Here is a 13,353-nt window from a genome sequence, read left to right as displayed (position 1 = left end):
CTGAAAAGGTTGCCGACACATAAAGTGACTCAGATTGAAGAATTGCTACCACACCGCTGGAAACCTGAACCGAATTAAAAAATAGGCATGGGGTTCAGCGGACGCTTACGATATTCGTGGCACGATTGCTTATGTAAATGATCATCAGGAAACTATCCGTTTAGTCGAGCAAGGTAAGATTAATCTAGAACCTTTTATTACCCAACGTATTGCATTAGATGATCTTGTTTCTAAAGGCTTTGAAACGTTGATTCATAATAATGAATCGGCTGTAAAAATTATTGTTCATCCATAGTAAAGCCTAATTTGAATAAGCTAGAAATAAACTCTATGTAGCTATTTCTAATATCTTTATAGATAGGGAATGAGTCTGTACGTACAGATCCATTCTCAAATTTACAGTGTTGAGTGCCAGTATGATTTTGATCATACAGTCTAGTAAAGATAGAAAATAAGTTTTTAAATAAACCATAGGGATATAGACTAAATTTTGCCAGGAGAGTGGTGGCAGTCTACCACTAACTAATTGAAAGGTATCTACAAAATCATTGGCTATTCACTAAGTTTAGTTTTCTGTTTGGTATAAAATATTATGCTGAGTTTTGATAGCTACGATTTTTGTTTGGCTTTTTGACGTAAGACATACAAATATAAGCTTTCAACTTTTTCACGTGCCAATGGTGTGGTACGTAAAAACCGTAATGATGACTTAACACTTGGATCTATACAAAAACATCTAATTTCAATTTTACGACTTAAGCCATCAAAGCCACATCAGAAATAATGAACAAAATGACAGGTGTTATTTATTTAACATAATATAGATTATACGCAATTATTATTTTTGTAACTCCAAAATAGAAATGTCCGGTTTCTCCAAAGTAAAAATGTCCGCTTTTAGAATATACACTTCTGCAATTTGCTTAGCTAACGTTTTGATATATTGGTGTCTATGTCGGATAAAGAACTTAAACGATTGTCGGTCTTGCAGGAAATCTGCGATCAACGCATAACCCAATCTTAGACTCCTCAGCTACTTCATATCTCAGAACGTCAGATGAGACGCTTATAGCAGAAATATAAAGCTCAAATTTAGTGCATGAAAAGCTCACACCTTTCATAGTTTTGATATCTCAGTAGAAACACTAGGTTCTTGGATGATTGCAGCCGATTTATCGACTCCTCGCTCCAAGCGCCTGAATCCGCCCATAAATAGGATTACTTCGAGCTGACGCAGATAAATAGCTCATATCTGACTGGTTTGAAGGACGGGCTGCTAATTGCTGTTTATTGGTGAGTATCAATGATGCCACTGGCAAGCTGGTATATCTGCAATTTTATGTTGATCTATAGCTAAATTCTAAAAATACTAGCACAAAAAAATATCTGTAAAACCTAATTTTCTATGGTTTTAGGTGTGATGATAAATTAAATATTCAGTTATAAATATCTTTGATACCAAACTCGTAGAGTTTCAGGAGTGCAACTAATTTTAGGCACAATCGCAGTGATCGCAGCCCAATTCGATGGATAATCTTTTCACATTCAATCAATAATTGAACCGCTCTATCTCTGATTTCAGCGGGTGTATTTAGGTTTTTCATCGGATCACTACGCTTCGCTACAACTTGCGAAGCAACGCTTCTCATCTCAGAAAATTTTGTCTCCGACAAACCTGGTACCGGGTTATAATAATGGCCACCCAAAATACGATTGATCTATTATGACCACCTCCAATGACCCTTTACATGGCAAAAAACTTGCTGACATTTTGGATGAATTATTGGATTACTACGGTGGCTTTGAAGGTTTAAGTCGTAAAATTGAAATTAGATGTTTTTGCATAGATCCAAGTGTTAAATCATCATTGCGATTCTTGCGTACCACACCCTGGGCACGTGAAAAAGTAGAAAGCTTATATTTGTATGTGTTACGTCAAAAAGCAAAACAGAAACCCTAGCCTTAGGCAACACCCTATAGATAAAAGTGAATCTTTGACATAGTTTTGTATGCAAATTAACCATCTATATTTCTTCTTTCAACATTTGCTGTGTTATGGCGTAAACTAGCTCTGCAAGTTGGAATGTTATTCGTCATGAAAATTCAGGTGAATACCCTTGGTTTTATCCCAAGCACTTGTTTTTAATTCTTTTAATTTTGTATGTCGTTAAATTTAAGTTTAGTCATCAAGGTAATATCGTATGCTCAAGTGGTTCGAGAAACTTATAGATCCTTATCCAAATAAAGGTTTGACCGAACCCTTGCCAACCACTTTTTTTGCCTTTGTTTGGCAAGCAACTTCAGGTGTGCGCCCATATTTATTGTTATTGGTTGCATGTACTGCAGGCGCTGCCAGCTTTGAAGCTTTGTTATATGCAAAAATTGGCGATTTAGTCACATGGCTTAGTCAAAGTAAGCCAGACACTTTCCTTGCCCAACATCAACAGAACCTTACTTTGCTGTTTTGTATTTTATTGGCGAATATCTTTTTTGCCAGTGCGCAGTCGATAGTGAAGCATCAGATACTATACAGCGGTTTTCCAATGCGCTTGCGTTGGCGTTTCCATAATTTAATGCTGCAACAAAGCCTAGATTTTTTTCATAACGATTTTGCAGGACGACTGTCTGCCAAAGTTATGCAAACCGCTTTAGCCGTACGGGAGTTTTGGGTCATTTTGGGCGATATGCTTGCCTATGTATTCATTTACTTTATTACAATTAGTCTGGTGTTGGGCGCAATTTCTCCAATACTCATTTTGCCATTATTGCTATGGCTGGCTTTATTTATTCTTGCCGCAGTTTATTTTGTTCCACGTTTGAGCAAAGTATCTAATGAACAAGCCGATGCACGTGCGGTGATGACAGGACGTGTGACGGATGCTTATACCAATATTCAAACCGTAAAATTATTTGCGCATGCAGGTCGTGAAAGCCAATACGCCAAAGCATCAATGCAAGAATTTATGGTGACAGTTTATAAACAAATGCGTTTGGGCGCTCAATATGAAATCAGCATTAATTTACTGAGTGTGGTGCTATATGTCGGTGTTTTAGGTACTGCTATTTGGCTTTGGCTCAATGGTCGTGCTGAATTAGGTATTATTGCTGCCACCACAGCCATGATTCTCAAATTGAATAGTATTGCCGAGTTTATGATGTGGCAGACCTCTGCCCTGTTTGAAAATGTCGGCACCATTCAAGACGGTATGAAAACTCTTGGACGTCCAATTGCGATACAAGATAAAGCCGATGCGAAGCCATTACAAGTTACTCAAGGCGAAATTCAGTTTAAAGATGTAAGTTTTGCTTATAACAGTAAAAACGTGATTGACCAGTTTAATCTGCATATTGGTGCAGGCGAAAAAATTGGTATTGTGGGACGCTCAGGTGCAGGTAAATCGACCTTAATTCAATTGCTCTTGCATTTTTATGAACTCAAACACGGCTCAATTATGATTGATGGGCAAAATATTGAAGATGTGACCCAAGACAGTTTGCGTAAAAACATTGCACTTGTGACTCAAGATACTTCACTATTACATCGTACTGTGGCTGAAAATATTAAATATGGGCGACCTGACGCCACTGATGCAGAAATGTTTGAAGCAGTACGCAAAGCTAAAGCCGAGGAATTTATTCCACAATTGACCGATTTACGTGGCAAAAAAGGCTATGAAGCCTACGTGGGAGAACGGGGTGTTAAACTTTCAGGCGGACAACGTCAACGTATTGCCATTGCCCGTGTTTTCTTAAAAGATGCGCCTATTTTAATTTTAGATGAAGCCACCAGCGCGCTTGACTCTGAAGTTGAAGCGGCAATTCAATCGAGCCTTGATGAACTGATGCAAGGTAAAACTGTAATCGCGATTGCACACCGATTATCCACCATTGCACAAATGGATCGTTTAATTGTGCTTGATCAAGGACGTATTGCAGAACAAGGTACGCATGATGAACTAGTTGCGATGAACGGAATTTATGCACAACTTTGGCAGCGTCAAACAGGTGGTTTTTTAGTCGAACAAGATAAAATTGTAAAACCATCAACAGATAAAGATTAAGATATCCAGCAATCTTGCTGTTACTCAGGCTTTGATGAGATGCAGATTTATCGCATGTAGTCAAAGCCTGTTTTGTCTAACAATTTTCATAGAATATCTTTAATTTTCATGCCAAGATGCAATATGTCATCTACATTGTGATGCAGTTGTTTGGCAAGCTAAGCTAAAAATAGATGACAGTCGCTAAGGTAAATTAAAATAAAATTAGCAAATGCAATGGAACATGCATGAAAACAATATCAGCACGTCAGGAACAAGGTGTTCCAGGGGTCTATGGCTTATTGGTTTTAGATGTTGTATCCCGTTGGGGCTATAACGCAGATACCTTATTTTCACCATTTCAACTCAATAGCGAAATGTTGGCAGACCCAGAATTTCGGATTCCTACACCTCTTGCCAATGAATTGGTCAAACACGCTTTAAAACTCACAGGTGAATCGACGCTCGGTTATCATCTTGGTACGCAAATGCGTATTTCAATTCATGGCTTTATAGGCTATGCTATTATGACTGCGCATGAAATTAGTGATGCACTGATTTTAGCCAATCGTTTTATTCAACTGCGTATGCCCTTTTTACAGTTGTTTTTCTCGACTTTTGGTGAAAAATCCAATCTGCAATTGCAGTGCGACATTCACATGGAACCTTTACGCACAGAAATCGCAATTGCTTTAATCATTGGCATGATTACCATGAGTAAAGCCATGACAGGTACCCAACACTTTACGGGCGAAGTCGATTTTGACTTTCCTAAACCTGCAGGTTTTGAGCAATATTTTACTAAATTCCCTGATCATCAATTTCGTTTTGATCAGCCTTATTTAGGTTTAAGTTTTGACAAGCAATATCTGGGCTTAAAAATGATTAATGCCGATCCTATTGCCAGTCAAATTGCGATTAATCAATGTGAAGCCGAACTTTCAGCTCTAGGTGAACGTCGTCGCATTTCTATGCGTGTGCGTGATATTTTAACCCACGCAGAACAGCATTATTTAAGCATTGAAAATGTTGCCGTTCATCTACACATGTCAGACCGCACACTTAAACGCCATCTGGCTGCAGAAGGGACTTCATTTTCAAACTTGGTTGATGAAGTCCGTTATAGGCATGCAACTTCCCTGCTTTCCCGTACGGACTTCACGCTTGAACAAATTGCCGATGAATTGGGTTATAGCGATGTAGCTAATTTTAGTCGTGCTTTTAAACGCTGGAGTGGGCGTAGTCCGAGCAATTGGCGTAAAGATCCGTATTTATAAACTTTTGTTTTTGGCAAAAAACATGTATAAAACATGGCAAAAAGGTTCGATACAATTTAAGGAGTTATCTAATGAATCACCCAGCGGAATTAAAATATGCAAGAACACATGAATGGGTGCGTATTGAAGGTGATTTGGTCGTCACGGGTATTTCAGACCACGCACAAGATGCTTTAGGTGATTTAGTCTATGTAGAAGCGCCTGAAGTTGGTCAAAAAGTCATTGCGGGTGAACAAGCTGGTGTCGTTGAGTCTGTTAAAACAGCTTCAGATATTCACGCACCTGTTTCAGGTGAAGTCGTTGAAGTAAATAGCAATTTAGATGATGACCCTGACTTTGTAAATGATGAACCATATGGCAAAGGCTGGATTTATAAAATCAAACCAGACAATATTGCAGATGTAGAACAACTTTTATCGAGTGCGGAATATGAATCTGGTTTATAAGCCTAAAAATTTGCAGCTTTGAATCGCTCAAATTCAAAGAAATCAGCTTCGGCTGATTTTTTTGTATTCTAATTTGTAAAATAAATTAAATTATCTTTAGTTGATAAAAATGAAAAAAACAGAATCAAAACCTCATTTTCCCCATAATTTTATTAAAAAACTACACTTTTCACATAAATGGTTTATTATTTTTGTATGATCTTGGTGGTGTGATAACTTGCAATAACAAAGCATCTGTATAACAAAGTACACATTTCACGCTGCTTCACACACCATATATAGGTTTAAGTTATGCCTGCTATAAATACTGAACATTTATGGAATAAGTCATTTATTTTCTGCTTATTGAATAACTTGTTCTTATTCATATTTTATTTTGCGCAAACGACAATTTTGCCTATTTATATTGTGAATGAATTGGGCGGTAACCTGTCCTAAGCAGGCTTAGCCATGACTTTGTTTATGTTATCTGCAATCGCGATTCGTCCTTTTTGCGGGCTGATTATTGAAAAATTTGGTGTAAAGAAAACCTTATACGTATCTGAAATCATGTTTTGTCTGTGTAGCGTGGCATACATTTTTGTAGATAGTTTAGTGTTTTTACTCGTACTGCGTTTTTTACATGGGATTTGGTTCAGCATTGTTACCACAGTTACCGTTCCTATTGCTAATAACTTTATTCCAGACAGTCGAAAAGGTGAAGGTATGGGCTATTTTTTGATGTCGGTAAATTTAGGGATCGTATTAGGACCTTTAGTTGGTTTAGGTTTGATTCAAACCATTTCCTATTCAGCTATTTAACTTTATTGTCTTTAAGTGTTTGGGTGGGTTTTGCTTTTTGTTTGATGATTCCGCTTGTGGCACAAGCGAATAAAGTAAAAGTGGCATCGACACCAAAACGTAAATTGGGACTATATGATTTTGTAGAGAAAAAAGCTCTGCCAGTTTCACTGATGGCGATGATGGTGTCTTTTGCGTATGCCAGCATTATGTCGTTTATTTCAACTTTTGCAGAATCACGCCACATGCTGTCTTATGCTAGTTTGTTCTTTGTGGTATTTGCAATTTCTATGATGAGTTTGCGCCCTATTACAGGAAAAATTTATGATCGTCGTGGTCCGAGCGTGGTGATTTATCCTGCAATTGCATTATTTGCTTTAGGATTAATTGTCTTGAGCCAAGTACAAAGTGTGATCGGCTTTATGTTTGCAGCAGTATTGATTGGTATCGGTTTTGGTTCAGCACAGCCATGTTTGCAAACCATTTCCATTCAACGGTCACCAAAAGACCGTATTGCACTTGCTACTTCAACTTATTTCTGTTGTTATGACATTGGAATTGCCATGGGTGCTTTAGTTTTAGGTTATGTCATTGCAGGTTATGACTATACAGTGGCGTATGTACTGTGTGCTGTTTTGACATTGATCAGTTTAGTTTTCTATAAATTTGTTGTGGCTAAACAACCCCATTCAGACATTCAAGCTTAGATTTAACACCCGATTCAAGAAGATTAGATTTTTCAATACGGCCCCCCAAAAAAACCTGAAATTTAAGGTTTTTTGGGTTTCTGGAGTTTTCTTTTTATGCAGTTTTAGCCAAAATCTGACGATTTAAGCTTTCAGCTACCTCAATGAGCAGTTGCTCAGTCTTATACCAACTCAAGCAGCCATCAGTTACAGATTGACCATAGGTCATATCGCAAGAAATCTTTTGATTCCCATCGACCAAATGACTTTCTAACATGATGCCACGGACTTGCGTCTGTTCACGTTCTGCCACAATGGTACGCAAGACTTGCGGTTGTTGTTGTGGATCTTTATGGCTATTGCCATGACTACAGTCAATAATGAATGCAGGCAACTGCCCTTTGGCTTTTTGCTGAATTTTCTCAATTTCTGCCAAATGATAATTTGGTCCTGAATTTGCGCCACGTAAAATTAAATGTGCGTGCGGATTACCTTGTGAAGACAAAATAGCAGGTAAACCTGACTGACTCATTCCCATGAATTGATGTGGATGACTCGCCGATTGAATTGCATCTAAGGCGATTTGAATGGAGCCATCAGTTCCGTTTTTAAAACCAATGCTATAAGGCATGGCACTGGATATTTCACGGTGAATTTGTGATTCACTGGTCCGTGCGCCAATTGCACCCCAAGCCAGTACATCATCAAAATATCCTGTTGCCATTGGACTTAAAATTTCAGAGGCAATCGGTAAACCCATTTCTATAATTTGTAGATACAGTTCACGTGATTTTTCTAAGCCTAGTTGCATATTTGCTGAGCCATCTAAGTTTGGGTCATACAAAAAGCCTTTCCAGCCTATTGTGGTACGTGGTTTTTCGATATAGGCACGCATTACCAAGAAAATTTGATCTGAAACTTGGCTTTGTAATTGCTTTAATTTTTCTGCGTATTCGAGTGCTGCTTGCGGATCATGAATTGAACAAGGTCCTGCAATGACCAATAAGCGAGGGTCTGTGCCCGCTAAAATGTTCTGAATAATTTGTCTATGCTGTGCGACTTGTTGTTTTAGTGCAGATGAAAGTGGGAGTTGCGCTTTGAGTTGATACGGTAAACTTAAACTAATTTCAATATTGTTTGTCTGTTGTTGTAAAGCAGAATTTAAAGCATTCATTGGTCTGTTCCTTTGGACTGTTTATCTTTTTTACAGTCCGATCATTTATTTCAGCGTTATGGGTCTAATGGATTGCAAGGCTTGAGTCATAAACTGACTAAAGTTAAACCAATAAAAGTTGTTAAAGTATGAATAATTAACGTTATACATGATTAAATCTCCAAGATAATTATAAAATTTAAAACACCAGACATAAAAAAACCTGATCAGGGTTGCCGATCAGGTATCAACTGGTGGGCAACCTTTTGCCCGAACGCGACTCAGGCAATCATTGAAACTGCCAAAAGTAATAGTAAGCGTTTGCGATTAAAGGTTGCTTTAACATCTTGTTTTCATCAAAAAATGAGCTGTTAAAATTAAAATACGCTGTATTGTTCCGTTTGGCAATCCTTTTTGTAAAATAAATTTTATTGAATGTATTTATCAAAGTTAAGTAACATTTATTTATGGTCTTTAGCAAATCAGAGATTAAAAAAACCAAAACGATAGGCTTCATTAATTTGAGATAATCCCATGGTGTGGGTTATAAATGGTTCGAGTTGAATATCACCCTTCATAGCTTCTTCAACCATGTCTGGCAATCGCGAACGACCTTTTCACTACCAAATCCTGTTCATTTCCATGTACGACCAGTAAGCAATACACTGCTCACATCTTCACCAACTTCAACAACAATACCTACACCTTTATGCCCAAGAACTGGTCGAAAAGCCCTTTCAGAGTCTTCACTCGACAAGGTAAATGCATCGGTATAGCATAGCCTTATGTGGGTAATTTTGATCAAGACTTCTCTAGCCTGCGATGGTACATCATCAATTTCAAACAGCTAACCTAGACCGAATGCGATGGCTACTCATAATTTTATGAGCATATTATCCCTAATAGATAGCTAACAAAATCCTCTTTCTATTTAGAGTTCCAAGCATTAACATGAGGATAATCGCCATGTATAAATACAGAATGACTTAAGAATAATCATGAAGATCCAAAGATCTTATTACTGGCTTGGAATGTTCGCTTTTTACGCAATTTTACTGACAGGATGCAGTTTACCGACGAATCAAGCGAGCAAAGATAGCCCTGTTGCCCATTATGTCGATCATTGGCTGAATGGTCAGGAAATTGATGCGCACTTAGCTAAAAATTTAACGGCTTATCTTTCACTAAATGATGCCTTTGGTAGCATCGCCTCGCGTTTATATTTGATTCAAAATGCACGGCATCATTTAGATTTACAATATTACATTTGGGAAGATGATTTAATCGGTCAGTTGATGTTGGCTGAACTGCTCAAAGCAGCCGATCGTGGTGTAAAAGTGCGCTTATTAATTGACGATCAAAATGGTACACAACTTGATCAAACTTTCAAACAGCTTGCCCAACATCCTAATTTTGAAATAAAAATTTTCAATCCATACAAATATCGGCATTTTCGTGTCATGGATTATTTGTTACGTTTTAAACAAATCAATCGCCGTATGCACAACAAATTAATTATTGCCGATGGTGCAATTGCCGTGACAGGTGGGCGCAATATTAGCCGTGAATATTTTGATGCCAGTGAAAATTTTCAATTTACAGATATGGATATTCTATTCTATGGCAGCGCTGTTCCCCAAGCTAATGCCGTTTTTTTAGAATTTTGGAATGACGAACTAAGTTATTCGGTAAAGCAAGTATTAGGCACAGGAAACGCCTTGCAATTGCGTGAATTGCGTCATCGCTATGAATTAAATAACAAATATAAAGATAAAATTCGTAAACGCGTGGATAATGCACAAGAAGAAATCAACATCAAATTAGAACACCGACTTGTACAGTGGGTTCGAGCGTATTTTGTCGCAGATTCGCCAAATAAAATTCGAGGTACAGCACAAGGCGAGCAACTCATTTATAAACAAATGTTAAAGTTAATGGGTGAACCAAAACAACATATAGAACTGGTTTCTGCCTATTTTGTTCCAACAGATGATGGGCTTAAAACACTTACACAACTGGCTAAACAAGGAATACAGATACGCGTATTAACCAATTCATTTTCAGCCAATGATGTACCTTTGGTACATGCTTTTTATCAGCAGTATCGAAAAGATTTACTTAAATCAGGCATTCGTTTGTATGAGTTTAAGCCTTATATAGATAGAGAAAAACGTACTTGGTATGAAGTTGCAACGGGTAACGTAATTCCCGCAAAAGGCAAAAATGCCTCAAGTTTACATGCCAAATTCTTTGATATAGATGGTATGGTCTTTGTAGGCTCTTTTAATCTTGATCCTCGTTCTGCCTACTTAAATACCGAAATTGGCTTGGTGTTAGAATCTGAACAATTGCAAAACGATGTTTCTCAATCTTTAGACCGTTATTTGCCACAAATTGCGTATGAACTAAAGTTAGATAAAAACGATCAAATTATTTGGTTAGATCATCAGGCAGATGGCAGTATTCAAACCTATCATCATGATCCTGAAACCACACAGTTCCAGCGTTTTATGATGAAAACAGTGTCATTATTCCCTATTGAATGGATGATGTAATGACATTGGGTATGCATTAGTTGATCGAAGCATATTAATTTCCCTGCAATAACATCAAATTTCTTATAGTAAGCCTATTTCTTTAAATAAGTTAAAATACGCTTCTGCCTTTTTCTCCAAAGCCAAAGGATAGGCTCTTGAAGAAGAAGGCATTCGGTATAAATGCAAATCACGCTCGGCGAAATAACAATGTGTCACCTGCCCAATTTGAGGTTTTTCGGCAGATTCAGGCATAGATAACATGAGTGTATCTGTTGCTTTGTCGCCCGTGGTCATAATGCTTTGACATAAAGGCATCTTGCTCAAAAGTGCTGCAATATCCATTGGTTTTTCAATCTGTAAAAATTTGTCTGATGCATTGCCCTTTAAGCGAATCACCTGCTGCGCCGTATCTGAAATAGCAATACCTGTAGTATTTAGAAAATCAATAATTTTATGCAGATGAAAATTTTTAGCTTCTAAATCTAAAAAGTAGTTTTTATCTTGAAAAAAGCATAAACCAAAAATTCGCCACATATCATTATGATAATTCGGATAGTAAAAATCCATTTTCCAGCGGTTTTTTGGCGGAGGAAAACTTCCCAACATTAACAGCTTAGCATTGGCGGGTAAAAAGGGTTCTAGTGGGTGGGTTTCTATTTTAGAATCAGTCACTTATAGGTTGATTATTTAATATATATTAAGCTGATTATCTCATATATTTTAGCTGAAAAGTGCAATGATCTGAGTTTAATTATTTAGCTAAAAAATCAAATTCACAAAATTTTCACAATATGATTTTTTCAGGCTAAAAATTTATTGACTTAATTGACAGTGGAATTTTGTGAAAAATTGGCATAAAAAAGCCACCCGAAGGTGGCTAAATATCACTAAATGACGGGGTTTAAACTGCGGCATTCTGACAGTGCTTTGTAGCCTATCCCGCCCTTATACCAATCATGTCTTTGCGCCAACTCATAAATTGGCATATAGACTTCCCTGCCTACAATTTGCCGTGCATCTTCTGCAGCAAATTTAAAATGGTCATGGATGCCATGTCCCATGACTGGGCTGATCTTGCGGATCACGTCTCCAAACTCTGTCCACCAGTGGCTGAGCCATAACGCATGGAGTGCAATTGAACGTGACCGATCTGAAATAGCAGTTTGGCTTTTCTCTGCTTGGGAGAATAACGCTATTAAGTGATGCACGTATTCCACTGCCACTGGTATAGCTTCATACGGAATATCTTCTATATGCTCTACATTGAAGCGTTGATGCACAAGTTTATAGGCTTCTGAGTAATTTAAGTGCTTGGTTTTAGCCACGAGCATATTCACAGCATTGGTTAGTGGTTCACGCTCTGATTTGTGGGTTTTGGCAATTGGTGCGCCTACTTCTTTATCAAGAACGTCTAGCACCCATTTGCGGAATGCTTTAGCCACATCAGTACGTGCAAACATTGCTATAAGATGACAACCACGCAAAGAAAATATTCGAACACTTAATTTACGCTTACTGTTGTTAATTCCATTGGTCACTGAATCGATGACTAATGACATAGATGGGGTAAACTCATCTTTATTTGAGTTGTAAAGATTACTTACTGACTTAACACTTTTATAGTTTAGTGCTTGTGCTAATTCGCTTGCTGTTATGTAAATTTGCCCATCTTGCTAAACAGGTGAAAAATTTACGTTATTGAAACTTAATGATAGACTAGTCATGTCAATATTCCTTGCAATGGTGTGTTGATAGAAGCCCCTCTTCCGCCAAGTTGTAGGGGCTTTTTTGTAATCAATAATGATACTATTATCTTGTCATTGAATTTAGTATTTCATAGTGTTATTATCATGTCAAATATAATTTATGAGCATTTTAAATGTCTGAAAATAAAACAGGTAGAGCCGTTTCCCAAGATGACTGGAAACGCACGCAAGTCCGTATGCCTCAAGAACAATATGAGGCATTAATGAGCTATGCTGAAAAAAATAATCTCTCATTAAATACCGCTATGCTAGAGCTGATGGACTTAGGCTTAAAGTCAAAAGAAGAAGGTAAATCTGGTCGTTCTATTTATTTCAATGATTTAAATTGTGTTGAGGACGTACGCCAAATTCCTCTTGTAAAACAACAAGAAAACTTAACAGCGAAAATCTCTCAATTATTTTCTGAAAATCCTCAGTATCAACTTATAAATATTGAAACTTTGAATAACGGTGAGAAAATTCGCTATTGGTACTCTATTCCTAGAAGTGAGAGTTTTAGGGATTAAAAAAAGCACCGTAAGGTGCTTTAATTTGGTATTTTTTCCTGTATCGAATTTATTAGATCTCTTGCGAAAGTCATTATTGAAAATTTATCCGGTTTACCAGTGCAGCGATTAAGTTAATGCGTAAACCGAATCTTTTCCGTCTATTTCGATAGCGTTCACTTA

9 protein-coding genes and 7 pseudogenes are annotated in these 13,353 nt (G+C 37.4%); 9 read left to right on the top strand and 7 right to left on the bottom strand.

The annotated features are described in order from the left end of the window. Window positions 1–109: 109 nt before the first annotated feature. Window positions 110–295: pseudogene (locus L6C30_RS13565) on the top strand (butanediol dehydrogenase); the annotation flags it as partial. Between the two features lie 314 nt (window positions 296–609). Here the strand turns inward: L6C30_RS13565 and L6C30_RS13560 are convergent. Then, window positions 610–771: pseudogene (locus L6C30_RS13560) on the bottom strand (VF530 family DNA-binding protein); the annotation flags it as partial. A gap of 181 nt (window positions 772–952) precedes the next feature. On the opposite strand from L6C30_RS13560, the pseudogene L6C30_RS13555 reads away from it, so the two are divergent. Then, a pseudogene (locus L6C30_RS13555) lies at window positions 953–1,338 on the top strand (ISNCY family transposase); the annotation flags it as partial. A 105-nt stretch (window positions 1,339–1,443) separates the two neighbouring features. Here the strand turns inward: L6C30_RS13555 and L6C30_RS13550 are convergent. Continuing rightward, window positions 1,444–1,604: pseudogene (locus L6C30_RS13550) on the bottom strand (IS3 family transposase); the annotation flags it as partial. A 119-nt stretch (window positions 1,605–1,723) separates the two neighbouring features. Here L6C30_RS13550 and L6C30_RS13545 point away from each other — a divergent pair. From L6C30_RS13545 to L6C30_RS13525, 5 genes and pseudogenes are all read left to right on the top strand, one after another. After that, a complete protein-coding gene (locus L6C30_RS13545) occupies window positions 1,724–1,960 on the top strand; it encodes a VF530 family DNA-binding protein (protein ID WP_070155733.1) in 237 nt (78 codons plus the stop codon). 241 nt (window positions 1,961–2,201) lie between these two features. Next, window positions 2,202–4,061, top strand: coding sequence for an ABC transporter ATP-binding protein (locus L6C30_RS13540; RefSeq protein WP_236163273.1), 1,860 nt, complete (start codon window positions 2,202–2,204; stop codon window positions 4,059–4,061). Between the two features lie 227 nt (window positions 4,062–4,288). Beyond that, a complete protein-coding gene (locus L6C30_RS13535) occupies window positions 4,289–5,317 on the top strand; it encodes an AraC family transcriptional regulator (protein ID WP_236163272.1) in 1,029 nt (342 codons plus the stop codon). 71 nt (window positions 5,318–5,388) lie between these two features. Further along, window positions 5,389–5,763 (top strand): glycine cleavage system protein GcvH, encoded by a 375-nt coding sequence (gene gcvH, locus L6C30_RS13530; protein WP_236163271.1) that lies wholly within the window; start codon window positions 5,389–5,391, stop codon window positions 5,761–5,763. A gap of 291 nt (window positions 5,764–6,054) precedes the next feature. Then, window positions 6,055–7,250 (top strand): annotated as a pseudogene (locus L6C30_RS13525) (MFS transporter). 94 nt (window positions 7,251–7,344) lie between these two features. On the opposite strand, the gene L6C30_RS13520 reads toward L6C30_RS13525, so the two are convergent. Next, the gene (locus tag L6C30_RS13520) at window positions 7,345–8,403 is read right to left on the bottom strand and encodes a 3-deoxy-7-phosphoheptulonate synthase (protein ID WP_236163270.1); all 1,059 of its coding nucleotides are present in this window, start codon (window positions 8,401–8,403) and stop codon (window positions 7,345–7,347) included. A gap of 461 nt (window positions 8,404–8,864) precedes the next feature. Further along, window positions 8,865–9,094 (bottom strand): annotated as a pseudogene (locus L6C30_RS13515) (S-(hydroxymethyl)glutathione dehydrogenase); the annotation flags it as partial. 319 nt (window positions 9,095–9,413) lie between these two features. Here L6C30_RS13515 and L6C30_RS13505 point away from each other — a divergent pair. Then, window positions 9,414–10,937: a phospholipase D family protein gene (locus L6C30_RS13505; RefSeq protein WP_236163377.1), complete on the top strand. Its 1,524-nt coding sequence runs from the start codon at window positions 9,414–9,416 to the stop codon at window positions 10,935–10,937. Between the two features lie 63 nt (window positions 10,938–11,000). On the opposite strand, the gene L6C30_RS13500 is transcribed toward L6C30_RS13505, so the two are convergent. Both L6C30_RS13500 and L6C30_RS13495 read right to left on the bottom strand, forming a co-directional pair. After that, window positions 11,001–11,591: a uracil-DNA glycosylase family protein gene (locus L6C30_RS13500; protein ID WP_236163268.1), complete on the bottom strand. Its 591-nt coding sequence runs from the start codon at window positions 11,589–11,591 to the stop codon at window positions 11,001–11,003. A gap of 215 nt (window positions 11,592–11,806) precedes the next feature. Continuing rightward, window positions 11,807–12,580, bottom strand: a complete 774-nt coding sequence (locus tag L6C30_RS13495) for a BRO family protein (RefSeq protein WP_236163274.1) — start codon at window positions 12,578–12,580, stop codon at window positions 11,807–11,809. 218 nt (window positions 12,581–12,798) lie between these two features. Between L6C30_RS13495 and L6C30_RS13490 the strand changes: the two genes are divergently transcribed. After that, the gene (locus tag L6C30_RS13490) at window positions 12,799–13,191 is read left to right on the top strand and encodes a hypothetical protein (protein WP_236163267.1); all 393 of its coding nucleotides are present in this window, start codon (window positions 12,799–12,801) and stop codon (window positions 13,189–13,191) included. Window positions 13,192–13,264: 73 nt separating this feature from the next. Here L6C30_RS13490 and L6C30_RS13485 read toward each other — a convergent pair. Then, window positions 13,265–13,353: pseudogene (locus L6C30_RS13485) on the bottom strand (IS5/IS1182 family transposase); the annotation flags it as partial.

The organism is Acinetobacter sp. KAM396 (assembly GCF_021602765.1).
Lineage (GTDB): Bacteria > Pseudomonadota > Gammaproteobacteria > Pseudomonadales > Moraxellaceae > Acinetobacter > Acinetobacter towneri_A.
This window is presented reverse-complemented; position numbering and strand designations above follow the sequence as displayed.